The sequence below is a fragment of the Sorangium sp. So ce448 genome, assembly GCF_051520915.1.
Taxonomy (GTDB): Bacteria; Myxococcota_A; Polyangia; order Polyangiales; family Polyangiaceae; genus Sorangium; species Sorangium cellulosum_B.
This window is the reverse complement of the sequence record NZ_CP150343.1, coordinates 2101502-2119961: the sequence shown is the minus strand read 5'-3', so window position 1 is coordinate 2119961 and position 18460 is coordinate 2101502. Positions and strand designations below refer to the sequence as shown.

The 18460-nt window shown below is 70.4% G+C and carries 14 protein-coding genes; 9 read left to right on the top strand and 5 right to left on the bottom strand.

Annotated elements, in window-relative coordinates; genetic code table 11:
* Nucleotides 1-61 precede the first annotated feature (61 nt).
* From WMF45_RS08070 to WMF45_RS08055, 4 genes are all read left to right on the top strand, one after another.
* Nucleotides 62-3229: an efflux RND transporter permease subunit gene (locus WMF45_RS08070; RefSeq protein ID WP_437716365.1), complete on the top strand. Its 3168-nt coding sequence runs from the start codon at nt 62-64 to the stop codon at nt 3227-3229.
* Entirely contained in the window at nt 3226-4533 is a 1308-nt protein-coding gene (locus tag WMF45_RS08065; protein ID WP_437716364.1) for an efflux RND transporter periplasmic adaptor subunit, read from the top strand. The genes WMF45_RS08070 and WMF45_RS08065 overlap by 4 nt, the downstream gene beginning before the upstream one ends.
* Nucleotides 4534-5128: 595 nt before the next feature.
* Nucleotides 5129-6559, top strand: a complete 1431-nt coding sequence (locus tag WMF45_RS08060) for a serine hydrolase domain-containing protein (protein WP_437716363.1) — start codon at nt 5129-5131, stop codon at nt 6557-6559.
* A gap of 404 nt (nt 6560-6963) precedes the next feature.
* On the top strand, nt 6964-7365 hold the full coding sequence (locus WMF45_RS08055) for a hypothetical protein (RefSeq protein ID WP_437716362.1): 402 nt from the start codon (nt 6964-6966) through the stop codon (nt 7363-7365).
* A gap of 103 nt (nt 7366-7468) precedes the next feature.
* Here the strand turns inward: WMF45_RS08055 and WMF45_RS08050 are convergent, their stop codons facing one another.
* Nucleotides 7469-9508 (bottom strand): hypothetical protein, encoded by a 2040-nt coding sequence (locus tag WMF45_RS08050; RefSeq protein ID WP_437716361.1) that lies wholly within the window; start codon nt 9506-9508, stop codon nt 7469-7471.
* Nucleotides 9509-9647: 139 nt separating this feature from the next.
* Nucleotides 9648-11024, bottom strand: a complete 1377-nt coding sequence (locus tag WMF45_RS08045; RefSeq protein ID WP_437716360.1) for an ATP-binding protein — start codon at nt 11022-11024, stop codon at nt 9648-9650.
* A 24-nt stretch (nt 11025-11048) separates the two neighbouring features.
* On the opposite strand from WMF45_RS08045, the gene WMF45_RS08040 reads away from it, so the two are divergent.
* Complete coding sequence (locus WMF45_RS08040; RefSeq protein ID WP_437716359.1) at nt 11049-11594, top strand: response regulator; 546 nt, start codon at nt 11049-11051, stop codon at nt 11592-11594.
* A 95-nt stretch (nt 11595-11689) separates the two neighbouring features.
* On the opposite strand, the gene WMF45_RS08035 is transcribed toward WMF45_RS08040, so the two are convergent.
* Together WMF45_RS08035 and WMF45_RS08030 are read right to left on the bottom strand one after the other, a co-directional pair.
* Nucleotides 11690-12748, bottom strand: a complete 1059-nt coding sequence (locus WMF45_RS08035) for an ABC transporter substrate-binding protein (RefSeq protein WP_437716358.1) — start codon at nt 12746-12748, stop codon at nt 11690-11692.
* A 22-nt stretch (nt 12749-12770) separates the two neighbouring features.
* On the bottom strand, nt 12771-13727 hold the full coding sequence (locus WMF45_RS08030; protein ID WP_437716357.1) for an MFS transporter: 957 nt from the start codon (nt 13725-13727) through the stop codon (nt 12771-12773).
* Nucleotides 13728-14178: 451 nt separating this feature from the next.
* On the opposite strand from WMF45_RS08030, the gene WMF45_RS08025 reads away from it, so the two are divergent.
* From WMF45_RS08025 to WMF45_RS08015, 3 genes are all read left to right on the top strand, one after another.
* Nucleotides 14179-14655: a hypothetical protein gene (locus tag WMF45_RS08025; RefSeq protein WP_437716356.1), complete on the top strand. Its 477-nt coding sequence runs from the start codon at nt 14179-14181 to the stop codon at nt 14653-14655.
* Between the two features lie 124 nt (nt 14656-14779).
* Nucleotides 14780-15559, top strand: coding sequence for a trehalose-phosphatase (gene otsB, locus WMF45_RS08020; protein ID WP_437716355.1), 780 nt, complete (start codon nt 14780-14782; stop codon nt 15557-15559).
* 290 nt (nt 15560-15849) lie between these two features.
* Nucleotides 15850-16683 carry a hypothetical protein gene (locus tag WMF45_RS08015; RefSeq protein ID WP_437716354.1) on the top strand — a complete coding sequence of 278 codons (834 nt, stop codon included), beginning with the start codon at nt 15850-15852 and terminating at the stop codon, nt 16681-16683.
* Between the two features lie 55 nt (nt 16684-16738).
* Here the strand turns inward: WMF45_RS08015 and WMF45_RS08010 are convergent, their stop codons facing one another.
* Nucleotides 16739-17482 carry an SDR family oxidoreductase gene (locus WMF45_RS08010; RefSeq protein ID WP_437716353.1) on the bottom strand — a complete coding sequence of 248 codons (744 nt, stop codon included), beginning with the start codon at nt 17480-17482 and terminating at the stop codon, nt 16739-16741.
* A 73-nt stretch (nt 17483-17555) separates the two neighbouring features.
* On the opposite strand from WMF45_RS08010, the gene WMF45_RS08005 reads away from it, so the two are divergent.
* Nucleotides 17556-18455 (top strand): cupin domain-containing protein, encoded by a 900-nt coding sequence (locus WMF45_RS08005; RefSeq protein WP_437716352.1) that lies wholly within the window; start codon nt 17556-17558, stop codon nt 18453-18455.
* Nucleotides 18456-18460: the final 5 nt, after the last annotated feature.

Genomic DNA, 18460 nt, shown 5'->3' with positions numbered 1-18460 from the left:
GAGCCTGCCCTCAGGCGCCACCCCGGGCCGGGGCGCTCCGGAGGGGGACGGGAATTGGCCCATGTGGCTCGTCCGGATCGCGCTTCAACGCACGTACACGTTCATCGTGATGTCGATGCTGATCGTCATCCTGGGCGTGTTCACCGTCGCCCGGATGCCGACGGACATCTTCCCGGACATCGACATCCCGGTCCTGTCCGTCATTTTCAACTACGGCGGCCTCCCCCCCGAGGAGATGGAGAAGCGCATCGTCAACAACTACGAGCGCTTCCTCACCACGACCGTCAACGACATCGATCATATCGAGAGCCAGTCGCTCACCGGCATCTCGATCATCAAGATCTTCCTCCAGCCCGGCGCCAGCATCGAGGCCGCGACGGCGCAGGTCACGGCGATCTCGCAGACCGCGATCCGCCAGATGCCGCCCGGGATCAGCCCGCCGCTCATCATCCGTTACAGCGCCTCGAACGTGCCGATCCTCCAGGCCGCGCTGGAGAGCGAGTCGCTGAGCGAGCAGCAGCTCTTCGATTACGCGGTCAACTTCATCCGCGCCGACATCGCCACGATCCGGGGCACGCAGATCCCGTTCCCTTACGGCGGCAAGCAGCGCCAGATCATGGTCGACATCGACCCGCAGCGCCTCTTCGCCTGGGGGCTGTCGCCGCGCGACGTGAACGCGGCGCTCGGGCTGCAGAACGTCATCCTGCCCTCCGGCACGGCGAAGATGGGGGAGAACGAGTACCCCGTCATCATGAACAGCAGCCCCGCGGCCTTCGAGGAGCTCGGGAAGCTGCCGCTCAGGACCGTGAACGGCAGGACCATCACCCTCCGCGACGTCGCGAGCGTGCGCGACGGGAGCGCGCCGCAGACCAACATGGTGCACGTGGAGGGCAAGCGCAGCGTCCTCCTGAGCATCCTCAAGAACGGGAGCGCGAGCACGCTCGACGTCGCCTCGCGCATCCACGCGATGCTGCCGGCCACGCTGGAGAAGCTCCCGAAGGAGCTCAAGGTCTCGCTGCTCTTCGATCAGTCGGTGTTCGTGCGCGCCGCGGTCTCCGGGGTCGTGCACGAGGCGCTGATCGCCGCGGGGCTCACGGCGCTCATGATCGTGCTGTTCCTCGGGAGCTGGCGCAGCACGCTCATCGTCGTCCTCAGCATCCCGCTCTCGATCCTCGTCTCGATCATCGCGCTGAACGCCCTCGGCCACACGCTCAACGTGATGACGCTCGGCGGGATGGCGCTCGCCGTCGGCATCCTCGTCGACGACGCGACCGTGGCCATCGAGAACATCCACAGGAACCTCGGGCAGCGGAAGCCGTTCCTCCGCGCCATCGTCGACGGGGCGCAGGAGATCGCCGTCCCGGCGCTCGTCTCCACGCTCTGCATCTGCATCGTCTTCGTGCCGGTCGCCTTCATCACCGGCGCCGCGCGGTCGCTCTTCGTGCCGATGGCCATGGCGGTCGTCTTCGCCATGCTCACGTCGTACTTCCTGTCGCGGACGCTCGTCCCGACGCTCGTGCGCCTCCTGCTCGAGCGCGAGGCGGCGGAGCACGCGCACGGCCACGCCGCTCCAAAGGGCCTCTTCGGGCGCGTCTTCGCCGCGTTCAACCGCGGCTTCGACCGGCTGCGGGCGGCGTACGGCGGGTGGCTCGCCTGGGCGCTCGCGCACCGCGCCCTGTTCGTCGGGGCGTTCCTTGCGCTCGTCGCCGCCTCGGTCGCGCTGATCCCGCTCCTCGGCCGCGACTTCTTCCCGACCGTCGACGCGGGGCTCATCAAGCTCCACGTGCGCGGCCCGCCGGGCACCCGCCTCGAGGAGAGCGAGCGGCGCTTCGCCCGCATCCAGGAGACCATCCGCGGGGCGCTCCCGCCGGGCGAGATCCGCACGATGCTCGACAGCATCGGGATCCCGGCGAGCGGCATCAACCTGTCGCTCAGCGAGGGCGCGCAGATCTCGTCGGCCGACGGGCAGATCTTCATCGCGCTCGCGGAGCACCACCGGCCCACCGCGGACCACGTCCGGACGCTCCGCGCGAGGCTCAACGCGGCGTACCCCGACACGACGTTCTTCTTCCTCGCCCCCGACATCTCGACGCAGGTGCTGAACTTCGGCCTCGCGGCGCCCATCAACGTCCAGGTGGTCGGCCCGATCGGCAAGGAGGACGATACCTACGCCGTCGCGCTGAAGATCGCCGATCGCATGGAGAAGATCCCCGGCGCCGTCGACGTCCACCTCGCGCAGGTGCCGGCGAGGCCGCAGCTCCGCATCGACGTCGACCGCACCATGGCCGACCAGCTGGGGCTCAGCCAGCGCGACGTGGCGAGCGACGTGCTGGTCTCGCTCTCGTCGAGCGGGCAGACGTCGCCGACCTACTGGCTCGACAAGCGCGGCGTGCAGTACCTCGTCGCCGTGCAGACGCCCCAGTACGCGATGGGGTCGATCGACGACGTGAACGCCACGCCGCTGTCGACGGGCGACGGCCGCCCCCAGCTCCTGTCCAACGTCGCGTCGATGTCGCGCGCGAGCGGGCCGGCGAACATCACCCATTACAACGTCGCGAGGACGTTCGACGTCCAGGCGAACGTCGACGGCACCGACCTCGGCTCGGTCGCGGGCGCCGTCGCGCGTGTCGTGGACGAGCTCAGGCCCGAGCTGCCGCGCGGGACGAAGGTGACCATCAAGGGGCAGGCCGAGAGCATGGACACCTCGTTCACGGGGCTCGGCTACGGGCTCCTCTTCGCTGTCGTGCTCGTCTACCTGCTGATGGTCGTGAACTTCCAGTCGTGGCTCGACCCGCTCATCATCCTGATGGCGCTGCCGGGCGCGGTGGCGGGCATCGCGTGGGTGCTGTTCGTGACGCACACGACGCTGAGCGTGCCCGCGCTCATGGGCTCGATCATGTGCGTCGGCGTCGCCACGGCGAACAGCATCCTCGTCGTGACGTTCGCGAACGACCAGCGCAAGCTGGGCCGCGACGCGGGCACCGCGGCCCTCGCCGCGGGCATGACGCGCCTCAGGCCGGTGCTCATGACGGCGCTCGCGATGATCTTCGGCATGCTGCCCATGTCGCTCGGCCTGGGCGAGGGCGGCGAGCAGAACGCCCCGCTGGGGCGCGCGGTCATCGGCGGTCTCCTCGTGGCGACGCTGAGCACGCTCTTCTTCGTGCCCGTGATGTACAGCCTCCTCCGGAACAAGGCCCCGGCCAGAGACCTGCTCGCAGAGGACCTATGAGCTCCCCCGCCCGCCGCTCCGCTGCCCCCCCGACCTCCGCTCCCCCGCCTCAGGGCAGCCCCGCCGACGACCTCGGGTTCGATCTGCCGCCGCCCGCCGTGCTGACGAGGACCCGCGGCCTCGCCCTCGGCGTGGGCATCGTCGTCGTGCTCGGGGCGGCGTTCGCCGCGGCCTACCTGCCCCGCCGCAGCGCCCGCGCCGCGCTCGAGCAGGGCGCCCGGGCCGCCGAGGGCGCGGCCCCGCGCGTGGGGGTCGTCGCGCCGCAGCCGGTGTCGAGCGACAGGGCGCTCGTCCTGCCCGGGAGCATCCAGCCCCTCGCGGAGACGGTCGTCTACCCGCGCGTGAGCGGCTACGTGCGGAGGTGGACGGCGGACATCGGCGACAAGGTCGAGGAGGGGCAGATCCTCGCCGAGATCGACACGCCCGAGCTCGATCAGGAGCTCGCGCAGGCCCGCGCGCAGCTGGTGCAGGCGAGCGCCGGCCTCGTGCAGGCCGAGGCCAACCGCGACCTGTCGAGGTCGAGCGTGAAGCGCTACGAGCAGCTCGTCCCCGCGGGCGTGGCGCCGCAGGAGGAGCTCGAGCAGCGGCAGGGGCAGGCGCACGTCGCCGAGGCGAGCGTCACCGTGGCGCGCGCGGCGATCACCGCGCAGCAGGCGAACGTCCAGCGCATCCTGGATCAGAAGAAGTTCGCGAACGTCGCCGCGCCGTTCGCGGGGACGGTCACCTCGCGCACGATCGAGCGCGGGGCGCTGGTCACGGCGGGCAACGGGACGCCGCTCTTCACCGTCGCGGCGACCGACCCCGTGCGCGTCTTCGTGGGTGTCCCGCAGGACGTCGCGCCCAGCGTGCGGGTCGACGCGCCCGCGAAGGTCACGGTGCGCGAGTTCGCGGGGCAGCCGTTCCAGGGCACGATCGCGCGCACGGCCGGCGCGCTCGACGCGGCGACCCGGACGATGAACACGGAGGTGCGGGTGCCGAACCCCGACGGCCGCCTCCTCACGGGCATGTACGCGGAGGTCGCGCTGACCTTGCCCACGCCGCACCGCGTGCTCGAGATCCCGGCAACGGCGCTCTACAACGACGCCAGGGGGCTCCGCGTGGCCGTCATCGACCCCGGGAGCAGGATCCGCTTCGCGCCGATCGTCGTCGAGCGCGACACGGGCGCGACGATCCACGTGTCGACCGGGCTCGACGGGAGCGAGCGGATCGTGAAGCTCGCGAGCGCGGAGCTGACCGAGGGGATGGCGGTCGAGATCCTCCCTGAAGGCCCGCCGCCCCCGCCTCCGGGCGGACCTACCCGTTGAAGTAAGCCTCGCTCGCGTCGATCTCCTGGGCAAGCAGCGCCCTGGAGAACGCCGGGTGGTGGGGGACTTACCCCACCTTGCCGGAACGATGGGGTCGCCAAGGCGCCATGAGACGCCAAGATCTGGATGTCATGCCGTGACAATGTCACGATGTCACGCCGTGACAACGTCACGATGTCACGCTCCGCGAGCGTGCCTTCGTGCGGCGCAGCGGCGCGCCGAGCCTCTCCCCTCCTCCTCGCGAGCCGCGCGGCGCGGCGCCAGGAGGCGACGCCGGGCGCGGCGCTGCCGGGGGGGCGTCATGAGCGCGCAAGTGGCTGATATGCAATGCATTTCCGCCGGCTCCAGGCGGCGCCGCGGCCGCCCCTGAGGGGCGCCCGGCCGTCGCCGCGGCCATCACGACGCGCGCGCCGCGCGGGGTGCGCTGCTCGCCGGAGCGCCGTGCGGCCCGCTGGCACGAAGGGTGGATAAGCCCCTGACGGGGCGCGGGCGAAGAGGCGCTCCGAGACCTCAGCCGATGATCCCGACGGCCCTTCGCCCCGCCCCGCCCCGCGCTGCGGAGGCCGCAGCACCATTCAAGGAAGGAATCGCGAACATGAGAGCCAGTAGCTTGATCTTCTGTGGAGCCGCGGCCGCCGCCTTCGTCGGCATGGCGCCGTCGGCTCACGCGCAGGTGACACCGCACACGTACCCTCTGGCGTCGACGCAGAACGAACACCTCCGCCCTGACACAGCGGCATCGGTGGGTCTGGCCAGCATCATGCTCGATCAGGCCCTCGGGGAGCTGCAGGAGGCGGTCGATGACGGGGACATCAAGGGCGCCGTCCTCCTGGTCGCCCGCCGGGGCCGGATCGTGCTTTATAACTCGTTGGGGACGAGAGATGGCCTGAACGAGAACAACCCGAGCATGCCATCGGTGCCCATGCCGGCCGACGGGATCTTCGATCTCCAATCCATGACCAAGCCGTTCACCGTCTTTCTCGCGATGAAGATGCAGGAGTCCGGGAATTACCCGGGCTTCAACATCAACAACACGGTCGCGACGTATTTCCCGGAGTTCGCCGTCTCCTCGGTCAACAACAAGAGCTCTGTCACGGTCAAGGATCTGATGGCCTACATCTCGGGCGAAGATCTCGACTACTTCCCCCCCGTAACCGACCCGGGTGGAATCTTCGACGACGCCGACCCGTGGCACACGCTGCTCGACGCGCCGCTGGCCCACCCGCGGGCGACGAAGGTCGTCTACAGCGATCTCGGCTATCGGATCCTGGGCCACGTGCTGGAGACGGTCGGGGGCGAGTCGCTCCAGGACCTGATGCAGACCTACATCTTCGGCCCGCTGCAGATGACGGACACCGGCTTTCAGCCGTGGCTCAACATGCCGGCGAAGCAGGACCGCTTCGTCGGCACGGCATGGTCCGCGACGCGCGGGCGGTACCTCCGGGGCGAGGTGCAGGACGAGACCGACTACTTCCTCGAAGGCGACGGCCCCGCCCCCGCAGATCACCTCACCGGGTGCGACGGCCTGTTCTCGACCGCGATGGATCTGGCGAAGTTCGCCCAGATGATGTTGAACCGGGGCAAGCACCGCTACCCGTGCACCCCCGGCTCTACCTCCATCTGCGAAACGACCCTGCTCACTGCCCAGGCCGTGCTCGACATGAGCACGATCCGGACAGGCTCGCTCCATCTCCTCAGGCCGGCCTGGACGTACTCCGAGAACCTGCTCTACTCGCGCAAGGGGTACGGCTGGGAGATGTGGGACGGGGGCTCGTGGCCCGGCGGGGAGGCGACCTCGAGCGTCGCCTACAGCAAGACGGGCGGCGCAGGGACGCTCATGGTGATCGATCCCGAGCCGCGCCGCGAGATGTTCGCGATCCTGCTGACGAACCACGGGCTGCCGAAGTTCGACGAGTTCACCGTCGATGGGACGGGCAAGATGGAGTGGCCGGAGTTCAACTGGATGATCAACGACATCCGGGCCCTCGAGGTCATGAACAAGGTCCACGGGTCCATCATCTGGTGACCCGGCCCGCGGAGACGACGCGCGGGCCGAACCCCTGCAGCCGGGCCACCACCTCCTCGCGCGGCGTGCTCCGGGCCCATTCGATGGCGCACGCCGCGCGTGGCGGATAAGCAATGCATTTGCCTTCGAGGGGCAAGGAAGTTTGCCAGGTGGGGCAAGAACGTTTGCCCTTATCGCGTCTCTGACCGTGCGGTACCACCTCCGTACCAGGTCACGGTCGTCGTACGAGCTCCGCAGCGCAACCACCCCGCCGGAGCGACAGACACCGAAAGCATGAATGGAGGCGGAACATGACACACGACATCAAGAGCGCACAAGGCACACTCCTCGAAGGCCAGGACGGCTGCGCCGCGGCCCGACCCGAAGATGACCGGCGAGCTCGGTCGGGCGGGAAGGGCCGAGGCATGAGGGTTCTCGCGAAGCTCGGCGGGATGATCGCGGTCCTCGCCTCCATGGCGCTCGCGGGCTGCATCGCGCAGGAGGGCGACGAGGCCCTGAGCGACGAGGACCTGAGCGAGGAGACCGTGGAAGAGGCGGAGCAGGCGCTCCAGATCGGCCTCACGTCGGTGACCTGCAACAGCGGCTGGCCGGGCACGCGGGGCTGCTTCAAGAAGATCACGAGCGCGACGAACATCGTCGCCGGCACGATCACCGTGCAGGTCGATGGCCACAACGGCGCCGTCGGGTTCAGCGCGTCCCAGACCGGGCCCAAAACCATCGAGTTCTCGGCGAGCATCCGCGAGGGCGACGCGTTCAACCCGGGGGCGAACACGACCAAGTTCCTCGTGGCGTGGATGCGCCAGTAAGAGCGGGACGAGGTCCCGACCCAGGTCGGCGGCGCGGCGCAGCTTTACCGCGCGGGGCCAACCGGGGTCGGGTTCCCCCGACCCCGGGACGGACGTGCGCGGCTCAGGGGACGGAGCGGCCGACCGTCTCGGCCTTCGCCCACATCTGCGCGAAGCCTTCGGCTCCGCCGTAGAGCCGGTCGATGAGCTGCTCTCCGCCCGCAAGCGCCTCGACGTGCTTGAGGAAATCGGGGAAGAGCCCGATGTGAACGACCCCCTCCTCGTTGTAATCCCACGATCGGCTCCCCATCCGGGCCCTGGGGAAGCTGGAGTAATCGACGCACGCCTCGGCCGCCGGATCGACGCACCTGTACACGATCTCCATGGCCTGCGTACAGAACGCGCGCGTGGCGGCCTGGACGCCGGCGCGGCTGTATTCGTCGGGAGTCGGCGCCTTGTAGGAGCAGGACGTCCTGTCATTGCAGGCGCGGCCGACGAGGCCCGTCAGGTTTCCGCTGGTCTGGATGTCGAGGCAGCCGATGCGCGCGGAGCGCACGTCGATCTCGGCCCCTGTGCACCGGAGCTGCGCGGACGGGTGGTTCCAGGCGTCGCCTGGCACCGTCACCACCTGGTCCCGGGGCGCCTGGCACTCGGGAGAGCGCGGCATGACGACCATCCCGTTGATGTCCGATCCGAGGGTGATCTGAAGCGCCTTGCCGCCTGACGTGATCGCCGCGACGGCGGCCGCGCTCCGCAGGAAGGTCCGCGCATCGGAGTCGCCGAAGCCGACGCCTGCGAGCCCGCCGCGCGCGGCGAGCTCCGTGTACTGGGCGCTGGTCCGGCCGTTCTCGTTGCCGCTCGATCCGCGGAGCCCGTTGTGCCCCGAGACGAGCGGATACGCGCCGCCGGGCGTCGTCCGGGTGAACGCGAGCACGTCGCTCACCATCCGCTGCGACATGTGATCGATGTCGATGACCATCCCGAGCCTCATCATCTCGTCGAGGGCGACGCGGCCCATGGGCAGGAGCCCCAGCCGGTTCTTGTGGCCTTCCCCCACCTGGCAGCTCGGGAGCGGGATGTGACCACCGGCGTCGCCGAGCTTCATCAGCTTGAAGAGGTCGTTCCCCGACTGGATCTGCTTCGTGATGCCCTCTCCACGGGAGCACTCGAGGTCCCACCATTTCCCCGTCTGGAAGCGGTTGGCGCGCGCTACCTCGTCCTCGTAAGCGGCGGTGCCGCCGAAGAGGTTGTCGGTGAGGTGGACAGGGAACACGTAGCGCACGCCGAGGACGTGGAGGCGCTTGATCTCCGCGCGGATCTGGGCCTCCGTCGGCGACGCTCTGTTCCACACGAAGTTGCCGATGTCGTCCAGCTCGACACCGACGATCACCGCGAGCTTGTCCTTCTCCACGATGCGCCGGAGATCGGCGGCTGAACGCGCGATCTCCATCCACGCGTCGTGCTTGCCGACGAAGCGGACGAGCTCTTCGATCTGGAGATTGCCCGACGCCCTGTCGTCGATGGGCGGGTTTGCCTCGATGCCGTGGGCGAGCGTGCGGCTGTTGACGGCCAGCGCGACCATCACCCGGAGGCCACCCTCCTTCGCGCGGCGGATCCAGTCGACCCACATCTGCTGGTGCAAGATATCGTTGTGCGCCGGGAAGTGCGCGAACGTCGGATAGCCCACGGGGCGCTCGACCTCGAACGAGCGGATGCCGTGGGATTTCGCCATTTCCCCGAGCACGAGCTGGCGGACATGATTGCCGCACTTGTTCGTGAGAAAATCGTGACCCCGGTGGGTGCTGTAGCTGGTCCCCAGCGCCTCCGCGATGCTGGCGGCGCGGCGCGCCGATGCATTGCACGTGGCGCCTGACACGCCTTGACCGCTGGGGTCGTAGAGGGTCCCCGGCGCCATGAGCACGTCGACGTCGGGAGCGCCGTGGAGCACGTGCCCCCCGAAGCCGAGGTGCGCCATCGGGTGGGTGTGGAGATCGGCGAACCCGCGCAGCGGCCGGCCGGGAGCGTTGAGCGCGGAATCGAAGATCGGTGAGCGCCGCGCCTGCGCGCCCGCCGGGCCGGAGGCCGCGCACGTCATTGCGGCCGCGGCGATCGCAATCCAGGTCGGAGCCAATGCAGGACCTGTCATTGGGCTGGTTCTCTTCATACCGAGTCATCCTCCCGAGGGTTGCGAGCGACGGAGCCCACGCGAGCACCCACTTCGCCATCGAGGCGTACCGCACGGCCGGCGGCGCGATGAGGGCAAATCTTCTTGCCACCCTGTCCGCGCGCCGCGCGCTCCGCCGTCACACAGGCGCTTCGAGCAGCTCGATGGTGACCTTGGCGCCGCCTTCCGGGAGGTTGGCGCGCAGGACGAGCCCACCGCTCGACTCCACCATGCCGGCAACGAAGCCGAGCCCCTGTCCGGACCCGCCCGGCTTCGGGCTCGGCGTGTCGTGGAACCCGGGGCCGTCGTCCTTCACCTCGATGGCCACCCGTCCGCCGCCCAGCGGGCGCGCGTCCAGCGTCACGCTGGACGCCCCGCGCTCGCCCGTCCCCTCGCACGCGTTGACGAGGAGGTTGAGGAGCACGCGCTCCAGCACGTCGTGCCCCCCCGCGAACAGGACCGCTGTGCGCTCCGCGCGATCCGTGACGTCGACCTTCACGGCCTGGTAGCGCCGCCGGACGACCCGGAGCGCGCCGCGGGTCGCCTCGCCGATCTCGGCGGGTGCGGTCGCGCGCAGCGCGTCGAGCTCACGCATCGTCCGATCGCGGATGTGCCCCATGGTCGACGCGACATCCTCGATGCTCTCGCGGAGCTGCTCCAGCTTTCGCAACATGCGCTCGGCGCTCGCGGACTCGACCCGGAGGAGCTCGCGCCGGAGGAGATCGGTGTCGATGAGGGCGGCCGAGAGCGAGGTCTTCACGTCGTGGTGCTCGTGCAGCATGACGCTCAGGTTCCGCTGCGCGCGCTCGGCGCGCAGCGTGGAGCGCGCCCCGAGCTCGACGACGCGGACCGTGCGCATCGTGGCGAGGAGCGCCGCGCTGGCCGCCGTCAGGAGCAGGATGAAGAAGAGCGACGCCGGCGCCCAGAAGTCGCCGTGGTGACCGCCGTTCAGCGCGCGGTCGAGCGCGATGAGCACGAGCGCGGAGAGCGCGTTCGCCGCCGTCGCGAGGAGCACCGCCCGGCGGACGAGCCGGAACGCGCTCACGGACACCGTGATCAGGAGCGCGGCCATATCGGGCAGGTGCAAGATTCCCGGGTAGCCGTCCCAGGGCCAGAGCACGTTCGGCAGCAGCGCCAGAAAACACAGGAGCGCGTCGAGGCCGACCGAGACGAGGATCAGGTAAGGAGGGGCATCGGTCCTCCGGCTCCGCCACCACACGTACAGCGAGGCGACAACGGCGCCGAGGAGCAGGGGAACCTCGATGAGCGAGCGCGCGTGAGAGCCTGACGGCGTCAATCCCCCGACGGCGAGGAACCGCGCGAGGAGGGCCGCGCAGAAGACGCTCCGCGCGATCGAGGCGGTGCGCTCACCCCGCAGCGCCTCGCGCGTGATGAGGGCGTCGAGCTGCGCGCCAGTCGACACCGCCGACACGGCCGACACGGCTGACAGCGCCGATACCGCCGACACCGCCGGGAGGCTGGCCAGCTCCGCCCTCTTGAGACTATGCGCCCCCATGAACCGGGGGCATGCTACCACACGATGCTACGCTGGCTGGTCGTGGAGGATGACGCGAGGCTCAGGCGCGCTCTGCACGAGGCGCTCGAGGCGCGCGGCGCCGAGGTCGTCGCGTGCGCGTCGGTGGCCGAGGCGCACCGCGCGCTCGCAGACGGGGCGTTTCAAGGGATCATCGCCGATGTGATGCTCCCGGACGGGAACGCCGTCGACGTCGTGGAGCGGGCCATGACCTGCGCTGTCGCGCCGACCATCGTGGCCATCAGCGGCTCGGCGAGCCCGGCCGTCTCGTTCCGGCTCGCCCAGATGGGAGTGCGCTCGTTCCTGGAGAAGCCGCTGCGCCTCGAGGAGCTGGAGCGCACGATCGACGACGCGCTGGCCCGGCCGCCCGATCTCCGGCCGCAGGTGCGCGCCGCGGTGGGGCGGGCGTCGATCCAGGACGTCGAGGAGCAGGTGCGCACCGTCATGGTCGACGAGGCGCTCGCGCGCGCCGGGGGAAACCGCCGGAAGGCGGCAAAGCTCCTGAACGTCTCGCGCCAGCTGCTCCAGCACATCCTCCGGCGGCGATCGTAGGAGAGGAGAGCGCCACCGCGCGCGGGCCGTGAACCACGGTAAATTCCTCCTCTACCACAAGCGGTGGCGAGAGGGACGCGCCGGGGCAGGCGCCGTCACGGTGCCTGTGTCGCCGCGAACGGGTTGAGCTCGTTCGTGAACAGGTCCTCGGCCTTGATCTGCCCCGCCTCAAGATCGCCGTCCTTCACGAGCCAGTCGATCCAGATCTGGTATTCCCCGGCCGACAGGAGCCCGCCTTTGCCGGCGACGCCCAGGCTGGTCCAGTACTTCACGAGCGACGCGTCCTCGTTGCGGCCCCGCCGCTCGATGATGCGCTGCAAGCGGGCCACCACCTCCTCGCGCGGCGTGCTCCGGGCCCACTCGATGGCGCGCGCCGCGGCCTCCACGAACTTGCGGGCGCTGTTCGGGCTCTCCTTCAAGAATCGCTTGCTCAGCACGTAGCTGCCGGCGGTGAGCTCGCCGAACAGCTCATGATCCGAGAACAGCGACCGGACGCCGCCGCGCTCCAGCGCCTTGTCGCGCAGGATGTCGCCGAGGACGGCGACCTCCACCTGCCCCTGTCGAAGCGCCTGCTCCGCGCTCACCGGCGGCAGCACAACCAGCGTGACCTGCGCGATCTCGGCGCTCGTGAGCCCCTGCCGCGACAGGTACTCTTTCAGCATCAGCTCGTGGTGCGCGCCCAGCGTGTTCATCGCGACCTTCTTGCCGATCAGGTCCCGCGCCGACTTGATGGGGCTGTCCTCGGTCACGTAGAAGCCGCTCCACCGCTTCGCGTCGATCCCGTAGCCGCCCACCACCGCCCGGAGCGGCGCGCCGGCGGCGATCAGCTTGATCACCGCGCCGTTGAACGCCTGCCCGAGATCGGTGTCTCCGGTGACCACGGCCTGGATGTCCTGCGGCCCGCTGATCGTGTTGCCGACGTAGCTCAGCTTGATCGGGGCGAGGTACCCGAGATCCTCCGCCAGCTCGGGCACCGAGACCATGCCCGAGAACCCCTGATAGCGCAGCTCCTGCACCTCGTGGTCGCCGGCGGCGCCGTCGCCGCTGCCGTGGTCTCCCTTCGAGCAGGCCGCGAGCGCGAGCGCGGCGCAGAGGGCCGCCGCGAGCCTGCGGCGCGTCGTGGCGATCGAAGATGGCTTGTCGAGCTCTCGCATGGTGGTTGTCTCTCCTCGGCCGTTACTCGGCGGCGGCGGGCTCGGCGGGCGCGGGGCTCGCGGCCGCCGCCGCGAGCGACGTCCTGCGCGCCACGGCGAGCAGCACGCCGAAGAACACGGACAGGAGCAGGAACATCGCCTGGAGCCCCAGGCTCGGGCCCAGGAGGCCGCCCACGGCGCTGCCGAACAGGCCGCCGGACGGCCCGACGAGCGCCTGCAAGCCGGCCACCTTGCCCCGCCCCGCCCGCGCGCCGATCCGGGCGATGCGGGTGAGGTTCGCGATCTGGAGGATGCCGAGCCCGAGGCCGAGCAGCAGGCCGCCGGCCCGCAGGAGCAGGAGATCGCGCGAGAGGCCGAGCAGGAGGAGCGCGCTCGGGACGAGGACAAGGCTCGCGAGGTAGACGCGCTCGTGCCCCACCCGGCCCACGAGGCCCCCCAGCGCGAACAGCGCGAAGATGAAGGTCACGCCCTGCCAGGCCAGGAGCCCCGACGCCTCGGCCGCCGTCAGGTGGGCGACCGCGATGCCGATGGGGATGATGAAGAACATGAAGAACGAGTTGATCGACTGGGCCGCAAACTCGATCAGGCACACGCTGCGCAGCTCGACGTCCTGCGCGAGCAGGGCGAGGTCGGAGCGGACGCCGGAGAGGCGGAGCGATCGAGGGTGCGCGGACCGCGCCGTGTAAGGGCCGAAGACGATCGGCGACATGAGCACGGTGATCAGGAACGAGAGCCCGATGAGCCGGTAGGTGCCCGAGAAGCCGAGCGCCTTCGTGAGGCTGGCCGCGAGCATGGGGCCGAGCAGGAACATGCCGACCAGTTGGGTGCCGCGGTACCAGCCGGCCTTGCCCTCGCCCACCGTCTCGAGCTGCTGCATGAACACGGTGCTCAGCGAGACGAAGCGCATCGGCATGAAGAAGCTGATCGCCGTCGTGAAGGCCAGCAGGAACACCGGAGACGGGACCGCCGGCAAGGCCATGCTTGGCCACGCCGACGCTGAGGCCCATGACCGAGGACAGCGCCGCGAACACCAGCAGGAAGCGGTTCTTGTCGATGAAGGAGCGCAGTTGGACCTCGGTGCACGGCGCGGATCAAGCCTGTTGATCCGCGCCGGTGAACACCCGCGGTCAGCAACCCCCATGCCGCGCCGGAGCGGGCCGGAACGCGGGGCCGAGAGCTCCCTCGCTGCTGCCGTGGCAGCAGCGGGTGGTGATCCGGTGCCCCGGCGCGAGCAGGCGCGCGCTCGAGCGACCGCGCAACGTTGGACCGCTACGACGGCGCGACGCGATCAAGCAACCAAGCGACCAGGCGACCAACCGACCAGGCGACCAATCGACCAGGCGCGCGCGCCGCCGGTAGCAGGTTTTGCGCAGAACCGCCCACGCTTTGTTGTTGCCCTCGTCATTTCGAGGGTGGTACTGATGCACGGCATGAAATTCCCTGCGATTCATGCATTGATCGCCGCGTGTACGCTCTGTTCCGCGGCCGCGTGCTCGTGGCAGCCGTATGGCGAGGTCCGCGTCGTGAGGCGGACGAAGGTCGGGGGCGAGCTCGCGATCCTGGGCGATCGCGAGGTGGCCATGCAGAAGGCGAGCCAGACGATGGCCACGACCTGCGGCGGACCCGAGAGCTACGAGATCGTCGAAGAGGGCGAGACCGTGGTCGGGGAAGAGTCCGTGTCGGAGTCCAACGAGCGCCGCGAGAAGGATTTCTTCGGGCCGAAGAAGCGGAAGCAGGAGAGCACGCACACGGTGCAGAAGACCGAGTGGCGCGTGAAGTACGAGTGCAAGCCGGACGAGCCGGCGGCCGCCGCGGAGGGGGCGCCCGCGGGCGACGCCGCGCCCGCGGAGGCCACCGAGGGCAAGACCGAGGGGCGCCGCGTCCACGAGGTGATCATCCGGTTCTGACGCGCGCGGCGCGCGGCGGCGACCTGTCCGTCGTGGAGCAGCAAAGCCGGCCACCGGGCCGCTCCCGGTCGCGCCGGCTTTGCCATCGTGCTCCTGGCCTGCCCAGTGGTAGATCTGGTGCAGCATGGACGTTCTTGAATTGGTCGAACGCGCGGCGGCCGCGCCCTCATTGCTGCTCGCGACGGACTTCGACGGGACCATCTCCGAGATCACGGCGGTCTCGGGCGGGGCGGTGGCGGCGCCGGGCGCCCTCGGGGCGCTGGAGGCGCTCTCGCGGGCGCCGGGCACGACCGTGGCGATCGTCACGGGGAGGACGATCCACGACGTCGCGGCGCGCACGGCGGCGGTCGGCGCGGCGTGGCGCGTGGGCGAGCACGGGGCGGAGATCGCGGCGCCGGGCGGGGAGCTCGTGTACCTGGCGGAGTCGCCGACCAAGGCGCTCGACGCGCTGGAGCGCGAGGCGGACGAGGCGGTGCGGCGGGTCCCTTCGCTGTGGGTCGAGCGCAAGCGCTGCTCGATCGCGGTCCACTGGCGGCTCGTCCCGGCGGAGGCCCGGCCGGCGGCGTTCGACGCGCTCGGGGCGTGGGCGGACGCGGCGGCGCGGCGGGGGTTCGTGGTCATGCGGGGGCGCAGCATCCACGAGGCCCGGGACGCCGCGCACGACAAGGGCCGCGCCCTCGCGTTCCTGCTGACGCGGCTGCCGCCGGGGACGCTGGTGGTCTATGCGGGCGACGACACGACCGACGAGCCGGCGATCGCCCATGCCCGGGAGATCGGCGGCGTGGGCGTCTACATCGCCTCGTCCGAGCGGCCGAACACCGCGGTCGAGCCCGACCTGACGCTCGATGGCCCCGGGGCGTGGATCGCGTTCGTGGAGGCGCTCGCGGCGCGGCGCGGCGGCTAGATCGGCGAGATGCCGCGCCTCGTCCGAGGGCCGTACTCAAGTTCTCCGTTCTTGCGCGTCAGAGAGAAGATCAGGAGAAGCGGTGTTGCGTGCGCCGCGCGCGGAGCACGGATGTACGGCGGGCAGATGCGGTGGGGTGGTGAGCCGGACGGCGGTGACGCGCCTCGAACGGAGCGCGAGCCCACCTGCGAGCTCCGCCGCCAGCAAACCTCGCGCGCCGTTCGTCCATGGCCGCTCGAAAGAAGCAGTCTGATTAGCGGGTGAGCTGGACCGACAGTAGAGTTCGGCGCATGTGGACATTTCACATCTCAGCACTTCCGCTCCGCCGCACGGGCCGCGTGCAGGCGACATCGGTGCCGCTGTGCCTCGTCGTCGCGCTGGCGGGCTGTTCGCCCAGGGCCCGCAGCTTCCAGGGATCCGGCGGCGCGGGCGCCGGCGGCGGCGGGGATCACGGGGTCGGGGCCGGTGACCCCGGCGCTGGCTGGGACGGAGAGGCCCCTGCGTGCGCCGCCGAGACGCAGGCGACCGACTGCGACGATGACAATCCATGCACCGCGGACGCGTGCACCAGAGGCGCATGCGTCAACGTCCCGCTCGACGGCGTGCCGGCCCTGCCGTCCGGGCAGATCGCGGGCGACTGCCAGATCCTCACCTGCGCTGGGGGGCAGCCCTATCCTGCGCCGGACGACGCCGACGCCGACGACGACGGCGACCCATGCACGAGCGACGGGTGTCAACGCGGGGTCGCCACGCACGTCGTGGCTGCAGGCGCGGCGTGCGGCCAGGGCCGCGTCTGCGACGGGGCGGGCACGTGCAGGGGCGCGAACGGCCAGGCGTGCGGCGGGCCGAGGGATTGCGCGAGCGGGAAATGCGTCGACGGCGTCTGCTGCGACACCGCTTGCGACGAGACCTGCATGGCCTGCAACGTCGAGCGGTCGGTGGGCACGTGCTCGCCCCTCGGCCCTGGAGTCGAGGACGAGCCGCACTGCGTGCTGGACGACAAGATCTGCAATGGCGCGGGCGCTTGCAAGCTGGCGCCCGGCCGGCGATGTCATCGACACGAGAGCTGCGCGAGCGGCGTCTGCCGCGGGAGCGGCCGCTGCGGCGAGTTCCCGGAGGAATGAATCTCCATCGTTCCCATCGTTCCCATCGAGCGCAACCCCGACACCGCGTGGTCGCTCATCTGGCCGCAGCCAGCGCCACCGCGTCGGGACCGGCAGGGAAACGGAGCTGCCCCGACGCGTCGTTCGCCGCGCGCCACACCCCTTCGGCCACGTCGGACTCGCTCGTCACCAGGGCCGGCTGCCCGAAGGAGGCGAAGATGCGCTGTGCGAGAGGCGCGTAGGCGTCGGGGATCAGGCCTTCCATGCGGGATCCCCCGTTGCTCGTGAAGCGCGTCGTCGGGCCGTAGCCCGGCTCGACGAGCTTCACGCGCACGCCGAAGGCCTCGAGCTCGAACGCGAGCGACGCGGTGAACCCTTCGATGGCCATCTTGCTCGCTGTGTACACGGCGACCAGCGGCATCGGCGCGAGCGTCGCGCTCGACGTCACGTTCACCACCACGCCCGATCGCCGCGCGCGGAGCTGGGGCAGCACGGCCTGCGTCATCGCCATCACGCCAAACGTGTTGGTCTCGAACACCTCGCGCACCGTGGTCATCGGCGTGGCCTCGAAGGCGCCCAGGAGCCCGACGCCGGCGTTGTTGACGAGAACGTCGATGGGCCCGCTCTCCTCGAGCGCGGCAGCGATGCTCTCGGGCTTCGTCACGTCGAGCGCGATGACACGCATCCGGTCCGACCGAGGCAGCACGTCCTCTCGAGGCGTTCGCATGGTGGCGACGACGTTCCAGCCCTGCGCGTGGAAGTGGCGCGCGGTTTCGAGGCCATAACCCGAGGAGCAACCGGTGATGAGCACAGTGTTCATGAGGGGAAGATAGCGACGGCGCGCTGGACTATCTACCATTGGTAGTCCACGTTTCGTTTGCTAGAGTCCAGACATGAACGACCCTCTCTCCGAGGTCATCGCGCTGCTCCAGCCGCGCGCCGTGTTCTCGAAGCGCATCAGCGGCGCCGGTCGCTGGGGGGTCCGCTACGCGGACTTCGGCCAGCCGAGCTTCTGCGCCGTGCTGGAGGGCAGCTGTCGTCTCGCCGTCGACGGCGAGCGCGCCCTGACGCTCGAGGCGGGCGACTTCGTGCTCCTGCCGGCGACGCCGGGGTTCACCCTGTCGGGCTTCGAGCCGGTGAGGCCGGAGCGCGTCGACCCGAAGGTGACGCCCGCGCCGACGGGCGAGGTCCGCCACGGCACGCGCGGTGGACGCCCGGACGTGCGGCTGCTCGGCGGCTACTTCCTCTTCGACTCGCCCGACGCGGCCCTGTTCGTGTCGCTGCTGCCAGCGGTGCTGCACGTGCGCGGCGTCGAGCGCCTCTCGGTGCTCGTACGGCTCGTGGGCGACGAATCCAGCGAGCAGCGATCGGGGCGCGACCTCGTGCTCACGCGGCTCGTCGAGGTGCTGCTCATCGAAGCGCTGCGGTCGACCTCGGCGGAAGACGCCCCTCCTGGGCTCCTGCGCGGGCTGGCCGATCCGCGGCTCGCGCCGGCGATACGGCAGATGCACGCTCAGCTCGCGCGCTCGTGGACGGTCGCCCAGCTCGCCAGGACCGCGGCCCTCTCACGCTCGGCGTTCTTCGAGCGCTTCACCCGCACCGTGGGCCTGCCGCCCATGGAATACCTGCTGGCCTGGCGCATGGCCGTCGCGAGGGATCTGCTCCGCCGCCACGATCTCGGGATCGCCGACGTCGCCGAGCGCGTCGGCTACGGCTCGGCGAGCACCTTCAGCACCGCGTTCAGCCGTCACGTGGGCCAGCCCCCGGGTCGCTACGCGCGCGGGGTAGCATGAAGATG